A 24,300-nucleotide genomic window follows, 5' to 3' on the forward strand; every position below is an offset into this window, starting at 1 on the left:
CAAATAAATCATCATCAGAATCCGTTCTCCATCCTATACCTGTCTTTTTTCATCTTTCCTTCCCTTATTTATAGGAAAATATGGTAAAATAGAACAGACTAAAAATCATCATTTCACGAAAGGATGCAAGATGAAAATTACGCAAGAAGAGGTAACACACGTTGCCAATCTTTCAAAATTAAGATTCTCTGAAGAAGAAACTGCTGCCTTTGCGACTACCTTGTCTAAGATTGTTGACATGGTTGAATTGCTGGGCGAAGTTGACACAACTGGTGTCGCACCTACTACAACCATGGCTGACCGCAAGACTGTACTCCGCCCTGATGATGTGGCCGAAGAAGGAACAGACCGTGATCGCTTGTTTAAAAACGTACCTGAAAAAGACAACTACTATATCAAGGTACCAGCTATCCTAGACGATGGAGGAGATGCCTAATGACTTTCAACAATAAAACCATTGAAGACTTGCACAATCTCCTTGTCTCTAAGGAAATTTCAGCAACTGAATTAACACAAGCAACACTTGAAGATATCAAGTCTCGCGAGACCGCTATCAACGCTTTTGTTACCATCGCTGAAGAGCAAGCTCTTGCTCAAGCTAAAGCTATTGATGAAGCTGGAATCGATGCTGATAATGTCCTTTCAGGAATTCCACTTGCAGTTAAGGATAATATCTCTACAGACGGTATTCTTACAACTGCAGCCTCAAAAATGCTCTACAACTACGAGCCAATCTTTGATGCGACAGCCGTTGCCAATGCAAAAGCGAAAGGCATGATTGTCGTAGGGAAAACCAACATGGACGAGTTTGCCATGGGTGGATCAGGTGAGACTTCTTACTACGGTGCCACTAAAAATGCTTGGGACCACAGCAAGGTCCCTGGTGGATCATCAAGTGGTTCTGCTGCAGCTGTAGCCTCAGGACAAGTTCGCTTGTCACTTGGTTCTGATACTGGTGGTTCTATCCGCCAACCTGCTGCCTTCAACGGAATCGTTGGTCTCAAACCAACCTACGGAACAGTTTCTCGTTTCGGTCTCATTGCCTTCGGTAGCTCATTAGACCAAATCGGACCTTTTGCTCCTACTGTTAAGGAAAACGCCCTCTTGCTCAATGCGATTGCCAGCGAAGATGCCAAAGACTCTACTTCTGCTCCTGTCCGCATTGCCGACTTTACTTCAAAAATCGGTCAAGACATCAAGGGCATGAAAATTGCTTTACCTAAGGAATACCTTGGTGAAGGAATTGACCCAGAGGTTAAGGAAACCATTCTGAATGCCGCTAAACACTTCGAGAAACTCGGTGCCATCGTCGAAGAAGTTAGCCTTCCTCACTCAAAATACGGTGTTGCAGTTTACTACATTATCGCTTCATCTGAAGCTTCATCAAACTTGCAACGCTTTGACGGTATCCGTTACGGCTACCGCGCAGAGGATGCGACTAACCTTGATGAAATCTATGTAAACAGCCGTAGCCAAGGTTTCGGTGAAGAGGTTAAACGCCGTATCATGCTAGGTACTTTCAGCCTTTCATCAGGTTACTACGATGCTTACTACAAGAAAGCTGGTCAGGTCCGTACCCTCATCATCCAAGATTTCGAAAAAGTCTTCGCGGATTACGACTTGATTTTGGGACCAACTGCACCAAGTGTTGCTTATGACTTGGACTCACTTAACCACGACCCAGTTGCCATGTACTTAGCTGACCTCTTGACCATCCCAGTCAACCTGGCAGGTCTCCCAGGAATTTCGATTCCAGCTGGATTCTCTCAAGGTCTACCTGTCGGTCTACAATTGATTGGTCCTAAGTACTCAGAAGAAACCATTTACCAAGCTGCTGCTGCCTTTGAAGCAACAACAGACTACCACAAACAACAACCCGTGATTTTTGGAGGTGATAACTAATGAACTTTGAAACAGTCATTGGACTTGAAGTCCACGTAGAGCTCAACACCAATTCAAAAATCTTCTCACCTACTTCTGCCCACTTCGGAAATGACCAAAATGCCAATACCAACGTGATTGACTGGTCTTTCCCAGGAGTTCTGCCAGTTCTCAATAAAGGTGTTGTCGATGCTGGTATCAAGGCTGCTCTTGCCCTCAACATGGACATCCACAAAAAGATGCACTTTGACCGCAAGAATTACTTCTACCCTGATAATCCAAAAGCCTACCAAATTTCTCAGTTTGATGAGCCAATCGGCTATAACGGCTGGATTGAAGTCGAGCTAGAAGACGGTACGACTAAGAAAATCGGCATCGAGCGCGCTCACCTAGAAGAAGATGCTGGTAAAAACACCCACGGTACAGACGGCTACTCTTACGTCGACCTCAACCGCCAAGGGGTGCCCTTGATTGAGATTGTATCTGAAGCAGACATGCGTTCTCCTGAAGAAGCCTATGCTTACCTAACAGCCCTCAAGGAAGTTATCCAGTACGCTGGTATTTCTGACGTCAAGATGGAAGAAGGTTCTATGCGTGTGGATGCCAATATCTCCCTTCGCCCTTATGGTCAAGAAAAATTCGGTACTAAGACTGAGTTGAAAAACCTCAACTCCTTCTCAAACGTTCGCAAAGGTCTTGAATACGAAGTCCAACGTCAAGCCGAAATCCTACGCTCAGGTGGTCAAATCCGCCAAGAAACACGCCGTTACGATGAGGCTAACAAGGCAACCATTCTCATGCGTGTCAAGGAAGGGGCTGCAGACTACCGCTACTTCCCAGAACCAGACCTACCTCTCTTTGAAATCTCAGACGAGTGGATTGAGGAAATGCGTACTGAATTGCCAGAGTTTCCAAAAGAACGCCGTGCGCGTTATGTATCTGACCTTGGTTTATCAGACTACGATGCTAGTCAGTTGACTGCTAATAAAGTCACTTCTGACTTCTTTGAGAAAGCTGTTGCCCTCGGTGGCGATGCTAAACAAGTCTCTAACTGGCTCCAAGGTGAGGTCGCTCAGTTCTTGAATGCTGAAGGCAAGACACTAGAACAAATCGAATTGACACCAGAAAACTTGGTTGAAATGATTGCCATCATCGAAGACGGCACGATTTCTTCTAAGATTGCCAAGAAAGTCTTTGTCCACCTAGCTAAAAATGGCGGTGGCGCGCGTGAATACGTGGAAAAAGCAGGTATGGTTCAAATCTCAGATCCAGCTGTCTTGATTCCAATTATCCACCAAGTCTTTGCCGATAACGAAGCCGCAGTTGCCGACTTCAAGTCAGGCAAACGCAACGCAGATAAGGCCTTTACAGGCTTCCTTATGAAAGCAACCAAAGGCCAAGCCAACCCACAAGTTGCCCTTAAACTACTTGCACAAGAATTGGCAAAGTTGAAAAATGAGTAACTCATTTAAAGTATAACTGACACCAGACTGCTAAAAAATTAGCAGTTCTGATGGCTTGCAGTATGCATTCATATAGTTAGGAGACATATGAAAAAGTTATATACTCTTCTCACCACCTGTTTACTACTCCTTTTCGTTACACCGATGCAATCCATCGATGCAGGGGTAGGACATTCTCGAAGTGGTAGCTCTAGCCATAGTAGCTCCAGTTCAAATGGTAGCCGAAGCCGTTCCAGTAGCAGTAATAGCGGTAGTTCTTCCTACAGAAGTAGCTACAGTTCTGGAGACGGTTCCTATAGTTCGAGTTACTCTGAGCAAGAGTTGTACGGAATTGTAGTCTTTTTAATAGGTGTTTACGTAGTTGTCTTAGTTCTAAAGAATAAAAGTAATCAAAGCTCATCAGAAAAATCCTATAGTAGCGCTACTGTATATAATCCCCAAAACCATCGTCGAGTTGAACACAATACATTAGCTACTAGTCGTGTTAAATATGGCGATCCAAACTTTGATGCCGATGCTTTCGCTTCATGGGTTAAAGAAGTCTATATTCAGTTACAGGCAGCCTGGACTAAAAAGGATTGGAATTTGGCTCGCTCTCTTGAAAGTACCAGCCTTTATTCCCAACATAGTATACAACTCGAAGATCATATCCGGGCGAAAACAACCAATGTTTTAGAAAAAGTCTATGTTGAAAATGTTCGCATTAAAGATTTCTACGAAAATCCTGATGGTAACGATACCCTTGTTGTGATCTTGTCATCTACACTCAGGGACTATGTCATTGAAGACCAAAGCAAACGTGTCATCGAAGGTGATCCTCAAGAGGACTTGTTTACAGTCTATCAAATGAACTTTATCCGTAAACACGGAAGTCAAACTGAACTAAATGTCAGTGATGAAGCCATCAGTGACCACTGTCCAAACTGTGGTGCCCCATTGAAAATCTCTGCTATCAGTAAATGTGACTATTGCGATGCTGATCTAACACGCAGTCCAAACCAATGGGTACTCGATACCTACGATGTTGTGGATGAAGACGAACTTTATAATTAGGAGGAAATTATGGGATTTATTCGTGCCGCCCTATCTTCAGGGCTTAATAGTTTCAACGATAGCAAATTTAAAGAAGCTATTGTTCTTCCAAATAACCTAACAGCTGATGCCTTGGCCATTAAAGGACAACTTCTTACAAAAGATCCTGACGGCACTTCTAGACAAAGCAACCAAAATACTGGACTTTTAACAGATGGTTCTGTAGTCATTGTTCCACAAGGTTATGTAGCTATTCTTGTCAACAACGGAACCTTCCTTGGCGATGTCTTAGAAGCTGGTAGCCACGAATGGCGTTCTGAAGATAATGCCTGGCTTCTTGAAAAGGGTGGTATAAAGGGTACTTGGGAAAATTTCAAAAACCGCTTCTCTTTTGGTGGTCAAGTCATTACCCAACAGGAAATCATCTTTATCCGTATGCAACCCATCGCAGGTAATAAATTTGGTACTCAAAACGCCGTAGAGTATTTCAGTGAACGCTATCAACAATTGCTCAATATTCGTTTCTACGGCTTGTTTGATATCAAAGTTGCTGATCCAGTCCTATTTTATGTCAGCTCCATCAGTCAACAAATTGAAGATCATAGAGCATTTACCCTGAAAGATATCGCTCAGGGAACTCTCAGACAAAATATCTCTCCTAAAATTGCTATTGCAATCGCCAAATTTACAAACGAAAACCGAGTTGATATCTATAGTCTTAATGCCAATCAAGATACTTTCAACGATCTAGCAAAACAAGAAGTTAACAAGGTATGGACTGGACTTTACGGAATTGAAACAACCAACATCCTGCTTGAAGATTTGAGCTATGACCAAGAAAGCTTGAATATTATTCGTAAACTTGATAGCGAACTAGTCGCTATGAAATACAATACGATTGAGATTGAAGAACGTCGTGCCCGTAACGAAGCTCTCATCGTTGCTGCAAACAATGAAGGCAATGGCAATGGTATGAACATAATTATGGGAATGAATCTTGGACAAACGCTTGGCGGGCAACTCAACCAACAAACTCAAGCTCCTATTCAAAATAATGGGCAAACTGCAAGTAAGAACTTTTACATCGAGGTAGACGGCAAGTATGTTCTCGTAACCAAAGATGAAGAAGGAAATATCGTGCCTGTCAACTAACTCAAGTTAATCTGATATTTGAGAATTATTGCGTTTTATGGTACAATAAAGAGTAACAATATTTATTAAAGAGGTAAAAACATGATTGAAGCAAGCAAATTGAAAGCTGGTATGACATTTGAAACTGCAGACGGAAAATTGATCCGCGTTTTGGAAGCTAGCCACCACAAACCAGGTAAAGGAAACACAATCATGCGTATGAAATTGCGTGATGTCCGTACTGGTTCTACATTTGACACAAGCTACCGTCCAGAAGAAAAATTCGAACAAGCTATTATCGAAACTGTTCCAGCTCAATACTTGTACAAAATGGATGAAACTGCCTACTTCATGAACACTGAAACTTACGACCAATACGAAATCCCAGTCGTAAATGTTGAAAATGAATTGCTTTACATCCTTGAAAACTCTGATGTGAAAATTCAATTCTACGGAACTGAAGTGATTGGTGTAACTGTACCAACTACTGTTGAATTGACAGTTGCTGAAACACAACCATCTATCAAAGGTGCGACTGTTACAGGTTCTGGTAAACCAGCAACTATGGAAACTGGACTTGTTGTCAACGTTCCTGACTTCATCGAAGCTGGACAAAAATTGATCATCAACACTGCAGAAGGAACTTACGTTTCTCGTGCCTAATCTCTAGAAAGAGGTCATTCTATGGGAATTGAAGAACAATTTGGCGAAATCGTTATCGCTCCACGTGTACTTGAAAAAATCATTGCCATCGCAACTGCTAAAGTTGATGGTGTCCACTCATTTTCAAATAAATCCGTATCTGATACCCTATCAAAACTCTCTCTTGGACGCGGCGTCTACTTAAAAGAAAGCAACGAAGAACTAACTGCTGACATCTACCTCTATCTTGAGTACGGTGTGAAAGTACCAAAAGTTGCTCTTGCTATTCAAAAAGCAGTCAAAGATGCTGTCCGTGATATGGCTGATGTGGAACTTTCTGCTGTCAACATCCATGTTGCAGGAATCGTTCCAGACAAAACACCAAAACCTGAGTTGAAAGATCTATTTAACGAGGACTTCCTCAATGACTAGTCCATTATTAGAATCTAGACGCGAACTTCGTAAATGCGCTTTTCAAGCTCTTATGAGCCTTGAATTCGGTACAGATATGGAAACAGCTTGTCACTTTGCCTACACGCATGACCGTGAAGATGCAGATGTGCAAATCCCTGCCTTTCTTCTGAACTTGGTTTCTGGCGTTCAAGCTCAAAAAGACGAGTTGGATAAACAAATCAATCAGCACCTCAAGTCAGGCTGGACAGTTGAACGCTTGACCTTGGTCGAAAAAAACTTACTACGCTTGGGTATCTTTGAAATCACATCATTTGATACACCTCAGCTGGTAGCAGTCAATGAAGCTATTGAACTTGCTAAGAATTTTTCAGATCAAAAATCAGCCCGCTTTATCAACGGACTGCTTAGTCAATTTGTAACTGAAGAAAATGAATAATCGAAAAGGTGTTTGGTCTTCCAAGCACTTTTTTCTTCGTCCTTGATACAGAGTAAGAACCACATAAAAACTAGAACTGACTGCCAGTTCTAGTTTTTGCGTATTCTAAAGAATTATACTCAATGAAAATCAAAGAGCAAACTAGGAAGCTAGCCGTAGGCTGCTCAAAACACGGTTTTGAGGTTGTGGATAGAACTGACGAAGTCAGTAACATATATACGGCAAGGCGAAGCCGACGTGGTTTGAAGAGATTTTCGAAGAGTATTAGTATTTTCTAAATCGTTGGTAACGTTCTTCCAACAACTCTTCTAACGGTTTTTGTGAAAGTCTAGCTAGCTCAGTTTGAAGTTCTTTCTTTACACTCTTAATCAGTTCTTTACTAGAAAGTCCTGCTTCAGAAATCACCTTGTCCACCACGTCCATTTCTAGCAGCTCGTGCGAAGTGATTTTCATCAGTTCTGCTGCTTCCATGGCACGACTGCCGTCCTTCCATAGAATGGAAGCAAAGCCTTCTGGGCTGAGAATGGCATAGATAGAATTCTCCAGCATCCAGACACGGTCTGCGACTGCTAGAGCCAGAGCCCCTCCTGAACCACCTTCACCGATAATAATGGCGATAATCGGAACTTTCATGTCACTCATTTCCATGAGATTGCGAGCGATAGCTTCCCCTTGACCACGTTCTTCCGCGCCGACACCAGGATAGGCACCTGCTGTATTGATAAAGGTCACAACTGGACGGCCAAATTTTTCAGCCTGTTTCATCAAACGCAGTGCCTTGCGATAGCCTTCTGGATGTGGTTGACCAAAATTCCGTTTGAGGTTGTCTTGCAAGCTCTTGCCTTTTTGAATACCAACCACTGTTACAGCTTGGTCTCCAAGCCAGCCGATACCACCAACAACTGCACCGTCATCACGAAAAGAACGGTCACCGTGTAATTGGATAAAGTCATCAAAAATGCCTGTCGCAAAGTCCAAGGTTGTCAAGCGACTCTGCTCACGCGCTTCTCTGACTATTTTTGCAATATTCATCTAGGACCCCCTCCGTGCAATCTGACTAGGCTAGCAATCGTATCTGGCAAATCTCTTCTTTTGACAATAGCATCCACAAAGCCATGTTCCAATAGGAATTCTGCCTTTTGGAAATCCTCAGGCAAGCTTTCACGAACCGTATTTTCAATGACACGACGCCCAGCAAAACCAACCAAACTTTGTGGTTCAGCTAGAATGATATCGCCTTCCATAGCAAAGGAAGCTGTTACACCACCTGTCGTTGGATCTGTCAAAATGGTCAGGTAAAAGAGGCCTGCATTTGAATGGCGTTTAACCGCTGCAGAAATCTTGGCCATCTGCATGAGACTCATGATCCCTTCCTGCATACGGGCTCCACCAGAGGCTGTGAAGAGAACAACTGGCAACTGTTCAACAGTCGCATACTCAAACAAGCGAGTGATTTTCTCACCTACAACTGTACCCATAGAAGCCATGATAAAGTTAGAATCCATAATCCCAAGAGCCACAGTCTGACCTTTTATAAGAGCTGTTCCTGTCACAACGGCTTCATCCAGACCTGTTTTTTCACGCATAGTTGCTAGTTTCTTTTGATAACCAGGGAAATGCAAGGGATCCTTGCTTTCAATCCCTGTAAACAATTCCTTGAAGGTTCCCATATCAATCGTCAAAGCCAAGCGTTCTTGGGCAGAAATACGAAAGGTGTAACTACAGTGCGGACAGATACGCTCACTTCCCAGATCCTTCTGATAAATGGTATGCTTACAGCCTGGACACTGGGAGAATAATTCATCTGGAACCTCTGGCTTGGCTTGAGGTTTTTCCCTAACCGAACGATTGGGATTGATTCGAATATACTTATCTTTTTTACTAAATAGAGCCATTGATTCCCCTTTTCGGTTTAAACTCTTAAAGTCATTTTATTCTTTTTCTTGATATTTAGGTAAGAAGGTTTCCATCAAGAAGGAAGTATCATAATCCCCAGCAATGACATTGCGATCTGAAATGAGGTCAAGCTGGAAATCTGCATTGGTCTGCACCCCCTCTATCTCTAGTTCATAGAGGGCACGTTGCATTTTCATCAAGGCATCAAAACGATTCTCCCCATGAACGATGACTTTGGCAATCATACTGTCATAATAAGGTGGAATGGTATAACCTGGATAAACTGCTGAATCTACGCGCAAGCCAACACCTCCACTTGGCAGATAGAGATTGGTAATCTTACCTGGACTTGGAGCAAAGTTAAAGGCTGGATTTTCTGCATTGATACGACACTCGATGGCATGACCTCGTAGGACAATATCTTCTTGCTTAACAGACAGAGGCTGACCTGCCGCAATGCGAATCTGTTCCTTAACGATATCCACACCTGAAACAAACTCTGTTACTGGATGTTCTACTTGCACACGAGTATTCATTTCCATAAAGTAGAAGTTGCTACTTGCTTCATCAAGAAGAAACTCAATTGTCCCTGCATTCTCATAGCCAACAGACTCTGCAGCTCGAACAGCAGCAGAACCAATTTCATTGCGTAGCGTTTTGCCAATTGCAATTGAAGGACTTTCTTCCAAAACCTTTTGATTATTCCGTTGAAGAGAACAATCCCGTTCACCCAAGTGAATCACATTTCCGTGTTCATCACCTAGGATTTGAACCTCGATGTGACGAGCTGGATAGATAACCCGTTCTATGTACATGGCACCATTGCCATAATTGACCTTGGCTTCACTAGAGGCAGTTTCAAAGGCTGAAACGAGGTCTTCTGGTTTTTCAACCTTACGAATCCCTTTACCACCTCCACCTGCTGAAGCCTTGAGCATAACAGGGTAGCCAATTTTTTCAGCAACAATCAAAGCTTCCTCAGAGTTATGCACTTCTCCATCCGAACCTGGTATAACAGGCACGCCTGCTTTGATCATCTGAGCACGCGCATTGATCTTATCCCCCATCATATCCATAACATGACCAGATGGACCGATAAACTTGATACCAACTTCTTCACACATGGTTGCAAATTTGGAATTTTCACTTAGAAATCCAAAACCGGGGTGAATGGCTTCTGCCTCAGTCAAGACTGCAGCCGATAGAACCGCATTGATATTGAGATAAGACTCTGTTGCCTTGCCAGGACCGATACAAACAGCCTCATCTGCTAAAAGCGTATGAAGGGCTTCCTTATCAGCAGTTGAATAAACCGCCACCGTCGCAATCCCCAGTTCACGCGCCGCACGGATAATACGAACCGCAATTTCACCACGATTGGCAATTAAAATTTTTCGAAACATGGAGAACCTCCTTAGTTCCCTATTGCAAAGGTAAGAGTACCACTAGCTGCAAGCTTGCCATCCACTTCAGCCTTTGCTTCAACCACGGCAATCGTGCCACGACGTTTTACAAAAGTCGCTGTCATAAGCAATTGGTCACCAGGTACAACTTGCTTCTTAAACTTGACCTTATCCATACCAGCGTAAAAGACCAGTTTTCCTTTATTTTCAGGTTTTGATAACTCCAAGACACCAGCTGTTTGCGCCAAGGCTTCCATGATCAAAACACCTGGCATAACTGGATATTGAGGGAAATGACCATTAAAGAAGGGCTCGTTGATGGTCACATTTTTGATAGCAACAATAGTATCCTCGCTCACTTCCAACACACGGTCCACTAGGAGCATAGGATAACGGTGGGGAAGGGCTTCTTTGATTCCTTGAATATCGATCATTTGATTCGTACCAATCCTTTACCAAATTCAACCATTTCTTCGTTAGAAACGAGAATTTCTGTTACCACACCATCCTTAGGAGCTGGGATTTCATTCATGACTTTCATGGCTTCGATAATGACCAATGTTTGGCCTTTTTTAACATTATCACCAACTGTTACAAAGGCAGGTTTATCTGGACCAGCAGCCAAGTAAGCCACCCCAACAAGTGGACTCTCTACAACATCTCCCTCAGCAGCCACACTTGTTTCAGATGGGGCTGGAACTTCTTCTGCTACAGTCTCTGCTGGAGCAGATGTAGAAGCTACTGGACTAGGTGTTGCTAGAACAGGTGCTGGAGCAACTTGAGCTACAGCTTCAGATACAAGTCTAGCTTCATTCTTACTAAACTGCAACTCATCCGTCCCATTTTTATAAGAAAATTCTCTCAAACTTGACTGGTCAAATTGGGCCATCAAGTCTTTAATATCGTTTAAATTCATAGTTATTTATTCTCCCAACGTTTGAAAGCAAGAACTGCATTGTGGCCACCAAAACCAAAAGTATTTGAAATAGCGTATGGAATTCCTTGCTCCAAGCCTTGTCCATAAACGACATTGGCTTCGATATAGTCTGATACTTCGCTTGTCCCAGCTGTCATCGGTACAAAGTTATGACGCATGGCTTCGATTGTGACGATAGCTTCTACCGCGCCTGCAGCACCCAGCAAATGTCCTGTGAAAGACTTAGTTGATGATACAGGTACTTCCTTACCAAGAACAGCTACAATAGCTCCACTTTCTCCTTTTTCATTAGCAGGAGTTGACGTTCCGTGAGCATTGACATAGGCTACTTGCTCTGGAGAAATCTCAGCTTCTTCCAAGGCTAGTTTAATGGCTTTGATAGCTCCCTGACCTTCTGGATGAGGAGAAGTCATATGGTAGGCATCACAAGTATTTCCGTAACCAACTACTTCAGCAAGGATAGTAGCCCCACGTTTTTCAGCGTGTTCAAGGTTTTCAAGAACCAACATCCCAGAACCTTCACCCATGACAAAACCATTACGATCCTTATCAAATGGAATGGAAGCACGAGTTGGATCCTCTGTAGTTGAGAGAGCAGTCAGGGCTTGGAAACCAGCAATAGCAAAAGGTGTGATAGAGGCTTCTGAACCACCTACCAACATAACGTCTTGGAAACCAAATTTAATTGAGCGGAAGGCATCCCCAATCGCGTCATTTGATGAAGCGCAGGCAGTATTGATGGATTTACAAACACCGTTTGCTCCAAAACGCATAGCAACATTTCCTGAAGCCATATTTGGCAAGGCTTTTGGAAGGGTCAATGGTTTCACACGTTTTGGTCCTTTGTCATTTAGACGAAGCACTTGATCTTCAATTTCTTTGATTCCACCAATACCAGAGGCCACGATAACACCAAAACGATCTTTATCAAGAGCCTCTACATCTAAATTGGCATGATTAACGGCTTCTTGAGCTGCGTACAAGGCATACAAAGAATAGTTATCGAAACGATTGGTATCTTTCTTAACAAAGTATTTATCAAAAGGAAAATCTTGGATTTCTGCTGCATTATGCACATCAAAGTCACTATGATCAAATTTTGTAATTGGACCAATTCCGATTTTTCCAGTTGTCAAACTATTCCAAAATTCTTCTGGTGTATTTCCGATTGGAGATGTTACTCCATAACCTGTTACTACTACGCGATTTAGTTTCATCTTTTTCACCTCTAGCTTCTGCTACATACTTAAGCCACCATCAATGGCAACCACTTGACCAGTTAGATAATCTTGGCCTGCTAAAAATACTGTCAAATCTGCAACCTGCTCTGCTTGCCCAAATTCTTTCATAGGAATTTGGGCAAGCAGAGCATCTTTTACCTTGTCTGATAGGACAGCTGTCATATCGGACTCAATCATTCCAGGTGCAATAGCATTAACCCTGATATTGCGATTGGCCACTTCACGCGCCACAGACTTGGTAAAACCAATCAAACCAGCCTTAGAAGCTGCATAGTTAGCTTGACCGATATTTCCCATCAAACCAACAACACTAGACATATTAATGATAGCACCTTCTCTGGCTTTCATCATCGATTTTAAGACTGATTGTGTCATGTTAAAGGCACCAGTCAAGTTAACCTTGAGCACTTTTTCAAAATCTGCTTCTGTCATCTTGAGCATAAGGGTATCTTGGGTAATCCCTGCATTGTTGACCAAAACATCTACTGACCCCAGCTCTGCAATAGCTTGATCAACCATACGCTTAGCGTCTGCAAAATCTGACACGTCTCCTGATATAGGAACCACCTTGACACCATAGTTTGAAAACTCAGTTAACAAATCCTCTGAGATTGCCCCACGACTGTTTAAAACAATATTGGCTCCTGCCCGAGCAAACTTGTGGGCAATGGCAAGACCAATTCCACGACTCGAACCTGTAATAAAGATATTTTTATTTTTTAGTTGCATTCTTTTCTCCTGTTTCCTCTTGTATTTATGGGAGAAGGGATTACTTGTTTTCTAGCAAGGCTTCCAAGCTAGCCTGATCTTCAACAGTGGCTAGTTTAGTGGTCTTATCAATTTTTTTGACAAAGCCTGACAAGACTTTCCCCGGTCCAATCTCGATAAAGTTGGTTACGCCTGCTTCTTGCATAAGAGCAATACTTTCATAGAAACGAACTGGCTCCTTGACCTGACGAGTTAAGAGTTCTGCAATTCGTTCTTTTTTCATAACCTTTGCTTCTGTATTGCCAACCAAAGGACAAGCAAAGTCAGAAAACTCAACCTCTGTCAGTGCTTGAGCTAATTTTTGACTAGCAGTTTCCAATAAAGCTGTATGAAAAGGTCCTGAAACCTTGAGAGGAATCAAGCGTTTGGCACCTGCTTCTTGCAAGAGTTCAACAGCTCGGTCAACTGCAGCCACTTCTCCACCAATCACGATTTGTGCAGGTGTATTATAGTTGGCTGGGGTAACTACTCCAAGTTCAGAAGCTTTTTGACAGGCTTCTTCAATGACCTCTACTGGTGTATTGAGAACTGCTACCATCTTGCCAGAGCCAGCAGGAGCTGCTTCTTCCATATAGGCTCCACGCTTAGCAACCAAGGCTACCGCATCTTCAAAATCCAAGGCACCGCTGGCCACCAAGGCAGAGTATTCTCCAAGAGACAAACCAGCAACCATATCAGGCTGATAGCCCTTTTCTTTCAATAAACGGTAAATCGCAACTGAAGTTGCTAGAATGGCTGGTTGCGTATAGCGGGTCTGATTGAGTTTTTCTTCTTCCGTATCAATAAGATAACGCAAATCATAACCGAGTACCTGACTCGCTTGATCAATCGTTTCTTTGACAATCGGATACTGATTATAGAGTTCCCGTCCCATACCTAGATACTGGGCACCTTGACCAGCAAATAAAAAGGCTGTTTTAGTCATTTCTTACAACTCCTGCCCAACGAGAGGCTTCTTCTTGAATTTTCTTAGCTGCTCCGTAATACAAATCTTTTATGATTTCTTCAACGGTTTCTTCTTTGGAAACAAGGCCTGCAATTTGACCTGCCATAACAGATCCACCATCCACATCTCCGTGAACAACCGCTTTGGCTAGAGCACCTGCTCCCATTTGTTCAAAAATTTCTAAATCTGGATTTTCTTGTTTAAAGGCATCTTTTTCAGCTTGTTCAAAATCACGAGTCAACTGATTTTTAATAGCACGAACAGCATGTCCAAAGTGTTGAGCTGAAATCGTAGTATCAATATCTCTAGCTTTTAATATCTTAGCCTTATAATTTGGATGGGCATTAGACTCTTTTGCAACGACAAAACGCGTTCCAACCTGAACGGCCTCTGCACCTAGCATAAAGCCAGCCGCAGCACCTTCACCATCTGCAATCCCTCCTGCAGCAATAACAGGAATGGATACAGCTGCAGCTACCTGGCGCACCAAGGTCATGGTTGTTAATTTCCCAATGTGTCCTCCAGCTTCCATTCCTTCTGCAATAACGGCATCCGCACCGATTTTTTCCATGCGTTTAGCTAGGGCAACACTTGGTACAACAGGAATAACCGTAATACCAGCTTCATGGAAACGTTCCATGTATTTGCTTGGATTTCCTGCACCTGTTGTCACTACCTTAACCCCTTCCTCGATAACGAGGTCTACAATATCTTCCACAAAGGGAGACAAGAGCATAATGTTGACACCAAAGGGTTTATCCGTCAATGATTTGATTTTATCAATATTTGCCTTGACAACTTCTTTAGGAGCATTCCCCCCACCGATAATCCCTAGTCCTCCAGCCTTGGAAACAGCTCCTGCCAAATCACCATCAGCAACCCAGGCCATCCCTCCTTGGAAAATAGGATAATCAATGTTCAATAATTCTGTAATACGCGTTTTCATAGTGCCTCCATCGTTTCTTGCTTACGTAATAGTTCGATACCGTCATAATTTGACAATCAAACTATTGCCTAAACAAGAGGGAGCGGGTTTCCCTACTCCTTCTATCTTATATTCTGCTTATTTTGTTTGCTCTTCAACGTAGGCAACCAAGTCACCAACTGTTTTCAAGTCATCTTCTGCTTCGATTTGGATATCAAAAGCATCTTCAATTTCGGAGATTACTTGGAACAAATCCAATGAATCTGCGTCCAAGTCATCAAAAGTTGATTCAAGTGTTACTTCTGATGCGTCTTTTCCAAGTTCTTCAACGATAATTTCTTGTACTTTTTCAAATACTGCCATGATAGGACTCCTTTAAAATAAATAGTTTTTTTATAACAATGTGTTCACCACATGATTACCTAAATTGTAAGAATGAGCGTGCCCCATGTCAAGCCTCCACCGAAGCCTGATAGTAGAACAGTCTGGCTACCATCTAAACGGATGAGGCCTTGTTCTACACACTCTGAAAGTAAAATCGGGATACTGGCTGCACTGGTATTGCCATATTCCATCATATTGGCTGGAAGTTTATCTCGGTTAACACCAATTTTTTTAGCCATTTTATCCAAGATACGGTCATTAGCCTGATGAAGTAGCAGATAATCCAAGTCTGTCGCCTCTACAGGAGATTCTTCAATAGTCTGCTTGATAGATTTGGCTACATCCCGAATAGCAAAATCAAAGACTGCGCGTCCATCCATCTTCAAAAATGAATCTGCACTTTCTTGATCTGAAAACGGAGAATGCAAGCCTGAATGTCCATAAGTTAGACACTCGCTACGACTCCCATCACTATTGAGACCCTCTGCCAAGAAATGCTCTTGCTCGCTAGCTTCTAACAAGACACCACCAGCACCATCTCCAAACAAAACAGCTGTTGATCGGTCTGACCAATCGACTGCTTTAGAGAGGGTTTCACTACCAATCACCAAGCCTTTTTGAAAGCGACCAGAAGCGATAAACTTTTCAGCTGTTGACAAGGCAAATACAAATCCACTGCAAGCTGCTGTTAGGTCAAAAGCAAAGGCCTTATTAGCACCAATATTAGCTTGAACACGAGCAGCTGTAGAGGGCATCATCGAATCTGGAGTAATGGTAGCTAGGATGATAAAATCCAACTCCCCTCCTGTGATTCCAGCTTTTGCCATCAGTTTCTTGGCAACTTCTGTAGCCAAATCACTAGTAGATTCTGTTCTTGAAATATGCCTTTGTCGTATTCCCGTCCGACTTGAAATCCACTCATCATTGGTATCCATAATCTGAGCCAAATCATGATTTGTAACCACTTGCTCTGGCACATAATGAGCAACCTGGCTTATTTTTGCAAAAGCCATTATCTCAAATCCTCCAAAAATTGATAAAGATTAGTCAAACCTTTGCTCATAACCTCCATTTCTTGCTTACTCATACCATCAATGATTTTTTCAACCATGGCCTTGTGGAAGCGTTTATGTAGCCTATGAACCAAGCGACCTTTCTTTGTCAAATGCAGATGTACCACACGTCGATCATGTTCTGAACGAATGCGTTCAATGTAACCCTTGCGTTCGAGATTATTCAAACTAGTCGTAACTGTCCCAAGAGTCACCATCAACTCTTTTGACACTTGACTTGGTGTCACATCTGGAACTTTTCCAATCACATCAATCGTATGCATTTCTTTGATGGAGATATCCTTGAAACGACTACCCCTCAAGCTAACTTCCTCAATAACGAGGACATTGTTAAATATAGATGTTAAATATTCATTAATTCGTTGGTAGTCCAATCTTTCCTTCCCTCCTTTTCAAAAAAACTTTTAGAATCAAAACATTTGACAAAAGAATTATATCAAAGTTCAAAGAATGGTGCAAGTATTTTTTTATTTTCCTGTAAATTTAGGCCGTCTTCTTTCCGAATGAGCCCGAACTCCCTCTTTGAAATCCTCTGTTTGAGCTAAGGATTCCTGTAGGTTCAGTTCTAAAGTAGCATAATCTTGCCAATCTTTGAATTGGCTCTCCCAAATCAACTTCTTAATGGCAGCATAGGAATTGCTTGAACCACGTCTTAATTTTTTTAGAAGCTGTTCTCTGGTTTTATCTAACTTATCAGCTTCAGAAACGCGGTAAACTAGCCCCCACTCTAGAGCTTTTTCTGCATTCAAAGCCTCACCTGTCATAGCTAATTGAGCAGCACGCGTCACACCAATACTTCGACTCAAGAGATGAATCCCACCTGCATCTGGAGCCAAACCAACTCCAACAAAGGCTTGGATAAATTTAGCCTTATCCGTTGCCAGACAGAAATCTGCAGCAACAGCCATATTTGCTGCGGCACCTGCAACTGCCCCATCAACCTCCATCAAGACAGGTTTAGCAATTTGCTTGATTTTATAAGAAATAGTATTGACTAATTCTGCGATTTTCGTCAATGATGGAATATCATCCTCATCGACTGCTCGCTTCATCTCAACCAAATCTCCCCCAACAGAGAAGACTTTGCCATTCGCGTTGATTAAGACAAAATGCACAGCCGGATCCTCTTCTGCCAAAGTCAAAGCTTCTAAAATCTCCTCACACATAGGAATATGAAAACCATTTGCGACCTCGGGACGATTCAAGGTAAGAATTGCCAAATCCTCTTCAAGCTGATAAGTAATGTGTTCCATCTGGGCTCCTTTTTATTTTATAAGCAGTTTAATTATTTTATTTTCAAAGTATATCTTTTTTAGGAGCAGAAAGCAATAAAAAATCGACTAAAAGTGTCTCAGCCGATTAGAAAGGCTCGCTTTATACTAGAAAGCATCTTATTTTCTTCATTGAAAAAAGCCTTTCTTTCTGCTATAATCGTATAAAATACTTACTTTAGGAGTTCTTATGAAGGTTGTTAAATTTGGAGGTAGCTCTCTTGCCTCTGCTAGTCAATTAGAAAAAGTTTTAAACATCGTCAAAAGCGATTCAGAGCGTCGTTTTGTGGTCGTTTCTGCGCCTGGTAAACGCAATGCTGAAGATACTAAGGTTACGGATGCCTTGATTAAATACTACCGCGACTATGTTGCTGGTAACGATATTAGCAAGAGCCAAAACTGGATTATCGACCGCTATGCTGCTATGGTTAGTGAACTAGGTCTTAAACCAGCTGTACTAGAAAAAATTTCTAAAAGCATTCGTGCCTTAGCCACTCTTCCTATTGATGAAAATGAATTTCTCTACGATACTTTCCTAGCAGCTGGTGAAAATAACAATGCTAAGTTAATCGCTGCCTACTTTAATCAAAACGGGATCGATGCACGCTATGTGCACCCTAGAGAAGCTGGTATTGTGGTCACAAGTGAACCTGGTCACGCTCGCATCATTCCATCAAGTTATGACAAGATTGAAGAATTGACAAATGCAAATGAAGTCCTTGTCATTCCTGGTTTCTTTGGAGTTACCAAGGAAAATCAAATCTGTACCTTCTCACGTGGAGGATCAGACATTACAGGTTCTATCATTGCTGCCGGTGTTAAGGCCGATCTCTATGAAAACTTTACAGACGTTGATGGTATCTTTGCAGCCCACCCTGGTATTATTCACCAACCACACTCTATCCCAGAGTTGACCTACCGTGAAATGCGTGAGTTGGCCTATGCAGGCTTCTCAGTCCTTCATGACGAAGCCCTTCTACCTGCCTACCGTGGAAAAATTCCTCTGGTTATCAAGAATACCAACAATCCTGATCATCCAGGTACTCGTATCGTTCTAAAACATAGTAGTGATGAATTCCCAGTTGTGGGAATTGCTGGTGACTCTGGCTTTGTCAGCATTAATATGTCTAAATACCTCATGAACCGTGAGGTTGGATTTGGACGCAAAGTTCTTCAAATCCTTGAAGATCTTAACATCGGTTGGGAACATATGCCAACAGGTATCGACGATCTTTCAATCATCCTCCGTTCTCGCGAACTAACTCCTATCAAGGAAGAAGAAATCCTTCGTCAGTTGGTTCAAAAGGCTGAAGTAGACCATGCAGAAATCGAGCACGACCTTTCAATCATTATGATTGTTGGAGAAAAGATGAAGAGCCATATCGGAGTAACTGCTACTGCGACACGTGCTCTATCTGAAAATAAGATCAACATCCAGATGATGTCTCAAGGTTCTAGTGAAGTATCTATTATGTTTGTTGTCCATAAGGACCAAGAGAAAGCAGCTATTAAAGCCCTCTACAATGCCTTTTTCGGTGAAAGTAAGGAAGACTAAGCATGGCCCAATCTCTTAACAAAACAGTGCTTCTCAATACGACAGGCACCTCCTACCTCTCTATAGCTGGGAAAGTTGGGAAATTCCTTGTCGGAGATCAGGCTTTGGAATTTTACCCCGATGTCAATGTTGAACAATTTATCCAGATTCCTTGGAGCCATATCAACCAAATTGGAGCTAATGTCACTGGTCGCAAAATCAGTCGCCACTTCGAAGTCTTTACAGACAGAGGAAAATTCCTCTTTGCTTCAAAAGACTCAGGTGCCATTCTCAAAATTGCTCGTGAAAAACTGGGCAATGACAAGGTCGTCAAGCTTCCAACTCTGATTCAGACCATTGGTCAAAAATTTAAAAATTTATTTGCAAAAAAGTAGAAACTTTAGTATAATCATAGCAACGGATAAGTAGGTTATCTTCTTCTTTCAGAAAGTCTGCGGATGCTGCGAGCAGATAGGAGGGATAGGTGAAATTCTACCGTTAGTAACAATTGCATACACAATCAAGTGCACACCTGTGAAGTTGGATGGAACCGTGGCCCTGCCACTCCAACGCTTTGTCAGGTGTGCTTTTTTCATAAAGGAGTTCTTATGTTAGATATCAAACGTATTCGTACAGACTTTGATGCTGTCGCAGAAAAATTGGCTACACGTGGTGTAGATGCTACTGTCTTGAATGAAATGAAAGAAATCGATGCTAAACGTCGTGACATCTTGGTCAAGGTTGAAACTCTCAAGGCAGAACGCAACACAGTTTCTGCTGAGATTGCCCAAGCTAAGCGCAACAAGGAAAATGCAGATGACAAGATTGCTGCCATGCAAACCCTATCTGCTGAGGTTAAAGCTTTGGATGCTGAATTGGCAGACATCGATGCTAAATTGACAGAATTTACCACTACTCTTCCAAATATCCCAGCTGACAGCGTTCCTGTTGGGGCTGACGAAGACGACAATGTGGAAGTTCGCCGTTGGGGTACTCCACGCGAGTTTGATTTCGAACCTAAAGCTCACTGGGATCTTGGCGAAGACCTTGGTATCCTTGATTGGGAACGTGGGGGTAAAGTAACCGGCGCTCGCTTCCTCTTCTATAAAGGTCTCGGCGCTCGTTTGGAACGTGCCATCTACAACTTTATGTTGGATGAACATGGAAAAGAAGGCTATACAGAAGTCATCACACCTTACATGGTTAACCATGATTCTATGTTTGGGACTGGTCAATATCCAAAATTCAAGGAAGATACTTTTGAACTCAGCGATAGCAATTATGTCCTTATCCCTACAGCTGAAGTTCCTCTGACAAACTACTACCGTGATGAAATCCTTGATGGTAAAGACCTGCCAATCTACTTTACTGCTATGAGCCCATCATTCCGTTCCGAGGCTGGTTCTGCTGGTCGTGATACTCGTGGCTTGATTCGTTTGCACCAATTCCACAAGGTTGAAATGGTTAAATTTGCCAAGCCAGAAGAATCTTACGAAGAATTGGAAAAAATGACAGCCAACGCTGAAAATATCCTTCAAAAACTCAACCTTCCATATCGTGTCGTTGCTCTCTCTACAGGAGATATGGGCTTCTCAGCTGCTAAAACTTACGACTTGGAAGTTTGGATTCCAGCACAAAATACCTACCGTGAAATTTCAAGCTGTTCAAATACAGAAGATTTCCAAGCCCGTCGTGCCCAAATCCGTTACCGTGATGAAGCAGATGGCAAGGTGAAATTGCTCCATACCTTGAACGGTTCTGGACTTGCAGTTGGACGTACAGTGGCTGCTATTCTTGAAAACTACCAAAATGCAGATGGTTCTGTGACCATCCCAGAAGTTCTTCGTCCATACATGGGTGACGCTGAAGTTATCAAACCATAAAAATAAGGCCTAGCTATTTCTAGCTAGACCTTTTTTCGTAACCAAATCAAATAAGCACCTAATACAAAGAGCAAAATGATTAGGCAAATAACAGTTTCAGCCACTACCAAATAATCCAAAAATGGAAGTTTCAAGATTCCCTGAGCCATCTTAAGCGAAGTAGCTGTGATAATGGTCGGGAAGGTGAGGGCTGAAAAGGCTGGTTGAAAGCCTTGTTTTAAAATATTGGGCAGGCGAGTCAAAACAAAGAAAAAGAAGGATTGAGAAAGCAAGATCATGACAATCAAGACCCAGGTTTGTAGGCTGGCTCCTCCAACCCGAACCAGAGAAGCCAAGAGTAGAGAGAAAGGAGCACAGTAGATTCCTTCTTGCCCAAGCAAGGCTAGTGGGAGCGGATGTTTCTTTAAATCGCTATAAATAAGGGGATAGAGATAGAAGGTTAGGAGAAAACCAAAACTCAAGGTCGCATAGGCAATTTCGATGATACCTACAAGAGGATAGGTCAAGGCTGCTACTGCTATCCCCACATAGAGAACCGTCCAGCTAGGAGTCGCATGAACCCTCCGCCCCGGATAGGCAAATTTAATGGTGAAACCAGCAATCAAGAACAAATCCAAGAGAAATGAAAACCACCAAAGTCCTTGCGCTACCAAAGGGAAATGAGGGAAGACTCGAAAGACATAAGTCGATAAAATCATCCCAGCCATGGGAAAGGTCGCCATTCCTGACAAAAGAGGAGGCTTGGTCAATTCTCGCTTGGTTTCCTTCCAATTAAACAGATGCAAAATCAGAAAGTAAATCCACAAAACCAAACCTGTCAGACTCAACAGATGGGACAGAACTGGCAACGTATCTAAAATAAGATTTCCAGCTCCTGCCAAACCTAGCAAACAACCAGAAAATACCAAGGGGAGTTTTTTCATCCTAACCTCCAATAATCATGTTAGTTTCAGTATAGCATAAAAGCGCTTAAATGAGGTGCTAAAAAAACGAAGTCCGATTATTTCAGACTTCATTTTACTCAGATATGAATTAGGCATAAGGTTGCAATTCTGGGTTAATTGGTGTATTGGCTAGGTTGTTGGCATAGTTACAGAGGCTTGCTAGGCTGACACCAAGAACCACATCCAAGGCATTTTGTTGGGTGTAGCCAGCTTCTAAAAATTCACCCAAGGCTTCATCTCCTACACGACCCTTGGTATTGATAACTGCCAAAGTAAACTTAGCCAGAGTGTCTAATTTAGGATCTGTTTCGATTGGAGTACGATTGCGAAGGGCTTGCAGAAGGTCATCATTCATCTGGATTTGTTTGATGGAAAAAGCTGTGTGACCTGCCACGCAGAAAGCACAACCATTAGTTACAGCTGCCGTGATTTGCACCACTTCACGCTCAACTGGTGTCAGGCTATTGCGACGGTTGATGGCTCCGACAGTTCTGTAGGCTTCTAAGGCGGTAGGTGCATTAGCCAAGAGACCGATTAGGTTGGGAATATAGCCATTGTTATCTTTTTCTACTGTTTCAAGAACTTCTTTTACTTCTGCTGGTGCTGATTCGACTGTATGGATAGTAAATGTTGTCATCATAAAACCTCTTTTCATGTTGTTGAAATCTAGTCTATCACAGATTCTATACCGTGTATAATATATATTTTAAATTGCACTGATAGAAATTTTTTATGAAAGCAAAAAATCACACGCGATGTGTGATTTCATTATTTGTCAAAATACTTTTTAGTCTCAGCAATAACGACTGGCGATAAAACTAAGAGGGCAATCAAATTTGGCAGAGCCATCAAGGCATTGACAATATCTGCGATAATCCAAACCATATCCAACTCGATAAATCCTCCCAACAAGACCATGAGTACAAAGACCACACGGTAGAGCCAGATAAAGCGAACCCCAAAGAGGAACTCGAAACAGCGTTCTCCATAGTAGTTCCAACCAAGAATCGTTGTAAAGGCAAAGAGCACAAGGAAGATGGTCAAGAGAGCAGGTCCAAAGTGTGAAAAGACTGTTGAGAAGGCTGACTGAGTCAAGGCAACCCCATTTAAGTCACCGCTCCAAACACCAGTCACCAAGATGGTCAAACCAGTCAAGGTACAGATAATGAGGGTATCAATAAAGGTTCCTGTCATGGAAATCAATCCTTGCTCTACTGGTTCATTTGTCTTAGCCGCAGCTGCTGCAATGGGAGCCGAACCCAGACCAGATTCGTTCGAGAAAACACCTCGCGCCACACCATTTTGAATAGCCATTCGAATGCTAGCGCCAGCAAATCCACCTACCGCAGCAACAGGACTAAATGCTGATGTCAAGATTAAAGCGATTGTGGCAGGGATTTTCCCAATATTAAAGAAAATAACTGTAAGAGTTCCCAAAATATAGATGATGGCCATAAAAGGAACAACAGTAGTTGAAACCTTTGAAATGGACTTGAGACCACCAAAGACTGCAATTGCTACAAATACAGACAACACAAGAGCTGTGATGGCTGGCGAAATAGTTGTTGTATTTTGGATAGATTCTGTAATCGAGTTGACTTGAGTGAAGGTTCCTATTCCCAACAAAGCTACTAGAACACCTGCTAGGGCAAAGAAGATGGCAAGTGGTCGCCACTTTTCTCCCATCCCTAGAAGGATATAGTGCATCGGACCTCCCGCTACTGCACCATGGTCGTCCTTGGTGCGGTATTTAATGGCTAATAATCCTTCCGCATACTTAGTTGCCATTCCAAAGAAAGCAGCCATCCACATCCAAAAGAGGGCTCCTGGGCCACCGACCTTGATAGCCGTCGCCACCCCGATAATATTTCCCGTACCAACTGTCGCTGCGAGTGCTGTACACAAGGCCGCAAAACTGGATACATCGCCATGCCCCTTGTCCTTAGTAAAAATAAGCTGGAAGGCCTTTGGCAGACGCAAAATCTGCAAAAGTCCTAGACGGGCAGTTAGGTAAATCCCTGTCCCAACCAATAAAATCAAGAGGGGTGGACCCCAAGCAAAAGCATCAATTGATTTAAGCAATTCTAACATTTCCT

The 24,300-nt window shown here is 42.5% G+C and carries 27 protein-coding genes; 11 read left to right on the forward strand and 16 right to left on the reverse strand.

Annotated elements, in window-relative coordinates; translation table 11 throughout:
* Positions 1–130: 130 nt before the first annotated feature.
* The 8 genes from gatC to nusB all read left to right on the forward strand — a co-directional run bounded on the left by gatC (position 131) and on the right by nusB (position 6,999).
* Positions 131–436 (forward strand): Asp-tRNA(Asn)/Glu-tRNA(Gln) amidotransferase subunit GatC, encoded by a 306-nt coding sequence (gene gatC, locus M1G12_RS03045; RefSeq protein ID WP_247949397.1) that lies wholly within the window; start codon positions 131–133, stop codon positions 434–436.
* The gene (gene gatA / locus M1G12_RS03050; protein ID WP_247949398.1) at positions 436–1,902 is read left to right on the forward strand and encodes an Asp-tRNA(Asn)/Glu-tRNA(Gln) amidotransferase subunit GatA; all 1,467 of its coding nucleotides are present in this window, start codon (positions 436–438) and stop codon (positions 1,900–1,902) included. Before gatC ends, gatA begins: the two co-directional genes overlap by 1 nt.
* Complete coding sequence (gene gatB / locus M1G12_RS03055) at positions 1,902–3,344, forward strand: Asp-tRNA(Asn)/Glu-tRNA(Gln) amidotransferase subunit GatB (protein ID WP_060627640.1); 1,443 nt, start codon at positions 1,902–1,904, stop codon at positions 3,342–3,344. Before gatA ends, gatB begins: the two co-directional genes overlap by 1 nt.
* 87 nt (positions 3,345–3,431) lie before the next feature.
* Positions 3,432–4,397: a zinc-ribbon domain-containing transport protein gene (locus M1G12_RS03060; RefSeq protein ID WP_049500255.1), complete on the forward strand. Its 966-nt coding sequence runs from the start codon at positions 3,432–3,434 to the stop codon at positions 4,395–4,397.
* Between the two features lie 9 nt (positions 4,398–4,406).
* Positions 4,407–5,528 carry an SPFH domain-containing protein gene (locus M1G12_RS03065; protein ID WP_033686480.1) on the forward strand — a complete coding sequence of 374 codons (1,122 nt, stop codon included), beginning with the start codon at positions 4,407–4,409 and terminating at the stop codon, positions 5,526–5,528.
* A gap of 81 nt (positions 5,529–5,609) precedes the next feature.
* Positions 5,610–6,170, forward strand: a complete 561-nt coding sequence (gene efp, locus M1G12_RS03070) for an elongation factor P (protein ID WP_000568643.1) — start codon at positions 5,610–5,612, stop codon at positions 6,168–6,170.
* A gap of 21 nt (positions 6,171–6,191) precedes the next feature.
* Positions 6,192–6,581 (forward strand): Asp23/Gls24 family envelope stress response protein, encoded by a 390-nt coding sequence (locus M1G12_RS03075; protein ID WP_020902992.1) that lies wholly within the window; start codon positions 6,192–6,194, stop codon positions 6,579–6,581.
* Positions 6,574–6,999, forward strand: coding sequence for a transcription antitermination factor NusB (nusB, locus tag M1G12_RS03080; protein WP_000203638.1), 426 nt, complete (start codon positions 6,574–6,576; stop codon positions 6,997–6,999). Before M1G12_RS03075 ends, nusB begins: the two co-directional genes overlap by 8 nt.
* Positions 7,000–7,263: 264 nt before the next feature.
* Here nusB and M1G12_RS03085 read toward each other — a convergent pair whose 3' ends face one another.
* From M1G12_RS03085 to M1G12_RS03145, 13 genes are all read right to left on the reverse strand, one after another.
* Positions 7,264–8,031 carry an acetyl-CoA carboxylase carboxyl transferase subunit alpha gene (locus M1G12_RS03085; RefSeq protein ID WP_247949399.1) on the reverse strand — a complete coding sequence of 256 codons (768 nt, stop codon included), beginning with the start codon at positions 8,029–8,031 and terminating at the stop codon, positions 7,264–7,266.
* Complete coding sequence (gene accD / locus M1G12_RS03090) at positions 8,028–8,894, reverse strand: acetyl-CoA carboxylase, carboxyltransferase subunit beta (protein WP_084864839.1); 867 nt, start codon at positions 8,892–8,894, stop codon at positions 8,028–8,030. Before accD ends, M1G12_RS03085 begins: the two co-directional genes overlap by 4 nt.
* 36 nt (positions 8,895–8,930) lie before the next feature.
* The gene (gene accC / locus M1G12_RS03095; protein ID WP_247949400.1) at positions 8,931–10,298 is read right to left on the reverse strand and encodes an acetyl-CoA carboxylase biotin carboxylase subunit; all 1,368 of its coding nucleotides are present in this window, start codon (positions 10,296–10,298) and stop codon (positions 8,931–8,933) included.
* Between the two features lie 11 nt (positions 10,299–10,309).
* Positions 10,310–10,732 carry a 3-hydroxyacyl-ACP dehydratase FabZ gene (fabZ, locus tag M1G12_RS03100; RefSeq protein WP_000565509.1) on the reverse strand — a complete coding sequence of 141 codons (423 nt, stop codon included), beginning with the start codon at positions 10,730–10,732 and terminating at the stop codon, positions 10,310–10,312.
* Entirely contained in the window at positions 10,729–11,214 is a 486-nt protein-coding gene (gene accB / locus M1G12_RS03105; RefSeq protein WP_084864837.1) for an acetyl-CoA carboxylase biotin carboxyl carrier protein, read from the reverse strand. The genes fabZ and accB overlap by 4 nt, the downstream gene beginning before the upstream one ends.
* A 2-nt stretch (positions 11,215–11,216) precedes the next feature.
* On the reverse strand, positions 11,217–12,452 hold the full coding sequence (gene fabF, locus M1G12_RS03110; protein ID WP_084864836.1) for a beta-ketoacyl-ACP synthase II: 1,236 nt from the start codon (positions 12,450–12,452) through the stop codon (positions 11,217–11,219).
* 21 nt (positions 12,453–12,473) lie between these two features.
* The gene (gene fabG, locus M1G12_RS03115; protein ID WP_247949401.1) at positions 12,474–13,205 is read right to left on the reverse strand and encodes a 3-oxoacyl-[acyl-carrier-protein] reductase; all 732 of its coding nucleotides are present in this window, start codon (positions 13,203–13,205) and stop codon (positions 12,474–12,476) included.
* A 40-nt stretch (positions 13,206–13,245) separates the two neighbouring features.
* Positions 13,246–14,169, reverse strand: coding sequence for an ACP S-malonyltransferase (fabD, locus tag M1G12_RS03120; RefSeq protein ID WP_247949402.1), 924 nt, complete (start codon positions 14,167–14,169; stop codon positions 13,246–13,248).
* Positions 14,162–15,136, reverse strand: coding sequence for an enoyl-[acyl-carrier-protein] reductase FabK (gene fabK, locus M1G12_RS03125; RefSeq protein WP_084953357.1), 975 nt, complete (start codon positions 15,134–15,136; stop codon positions 14,162–14,164). The genes fabD and fabK overlap by 8 nt, the downstream gene beginning before the upstream one ends.
* Before the next feature lie 117 nt (positions 15,137–15,253).
* Positions 15,254–15,478, reverse strand: coding sequence for an acyl carrier protein (locus tag M1G12_RS03130; RefSeq protein ID WP_000257838.1), 225 nt, complete (start codon positions 15,476–15,478; stop codon positions 15,254–15,256).
* A 59-nt stretch (positions 15,479–15,537) separates the two neighbouring features.
* Complete coding sequence (locus tag M1G12_RS03135) at positions 15,538–16,512, reverse strand: beta-ketoacyl-ACP synthase III (RefSeq protein WP_214614857.1); 975 nt, start codon at positions 16,510–16,512, stop codon at positions 15,538–15,540.
* Positions 16,512–16,946, reverse strand: coding sequence for a fatty acid biosynthesis transcriptional regulator FabT (gene fabT, locus M1G12_RS03140; RefSeq protein WP_000386356.1), 435 nt, complete (start codon positions 16,944–16,946; stop codon positions 16,512–16,514). The genes M1G12_RS03135 and fabT overlap by 1 nt, the downstream gene beginning before the upstream one ends.
* Before the next feature lie 93 nt (positions 16,947–17,039).
* On the reverse strand, positions 17,040–17,825 hold the full coding sequence (locus M1G12_RS03145; protein WP_084864831.1) for an enoyl-CoA hydratase: 786 nt from the start codon (positions 17,823–17,825) through the stop codon (positions 17,040–17,042).
* Positions 17,826–18,033: 208 nt separating this feature from the next.
* Between M1G12_RS03145 and M1G12_RS03150 the strand changes: the two genes are divergently transcribed.
* The 3 genes from M1G12_RS03150 (at position 18,034) to serS (ending at position 21,260) form a co-directional block, all read left to right on the forward strand.
* The gene (locus tag M1G12_RS03150; protein WP_000869661.1) at positions 18,034–19,398 is read left to right on the forward strand and encodes an aspartate kinase; all 1,365 of its coding nucleotides are present in this window, start codon (positions 18,034–18,036) and stop codon (positions 19,396–19,398) included.
* Positions 19,399–19,400: 2 nt separating this feature from the next.
* Positions 19,401–19,772, forward strand: coding sequence for a DUF956 family protein (locus M1G12_RS03155; protein WP_000079349.1), 372 nt, complete (start codon positions 19,401–19,403; stop codon positions 19,770–19,772).
* Positions 19,773–19,985: 213 nt separating this feature from the next.
* Positions 19,986–21,260 carry a serine--tRNA ligase gene (serS, locus tag M1G12_RS03160; protein WP_112444387.1) on the forward strand — a complete coding sequence of 425 codons (1,275 nt, stop codon included), beginning with the start codon at positions 19,986–19,988 and terminating at the stop codon, positions 21,258–21,260.
* Between the two features lie 23 nt (positions 21,261–21,283).
* On the opposite strand, the gene M1G12_RS03165 is transcribed toward serS, so the two are convergent.
* The 3 genes from M1G12_RS03165 to M1G12_RS03175 all read right to left on the reverse strand — a co-directional run bounded on the left by M1G12_RS03165 (position 21,284) and on the right by M1G12_RS03175 (position 24,295).
* Positions 21,284–22,183, reverse strand: coding sequence for a TDT family transporter (locus M1G12_RS03165; protein WP_112444385.1), 900 nt, complete (start codon positions 22,181–22,183; stop codon positions 21,284–21,286).
* Positions 22,184–22,292: 109 nt separating this feature from the next.
* Positions 22,293–22,841 (reverse strand): carboxymuconolactone decarboxylase family protein, encoded by a 549-nt coding sequence (locus M1G12_RS03170; protein WP_033686525.1) that lies wholly within the window; start codon positions 22,839–22,841, stop codon positions 22,293–22,295.
* 131 nt (positions 22,842–22,972) lie between these two features.
* Complete coding sequence (locus M1G12_RS03175) at positions 22,973–24,295, reverse strand: alanine/glycine:cation symporter family protein (protein WP_237447235.1); 1,323 nt, start codon at positions 24,293–24,295, stop codon at positions 22,973–22,975.
* Positions 24,296–24,300 lie beyond the last annotated feature (5 nt).

It is taken from the genome of Streptococcus mitis (assembly GCF_023110375.1).
Classification (GTDB): Bacteria; Bacillota; Bacilli; order Lactobacillales; family Streptococcaceae; genus Streptococcus; species Streptococcus mitis_CI.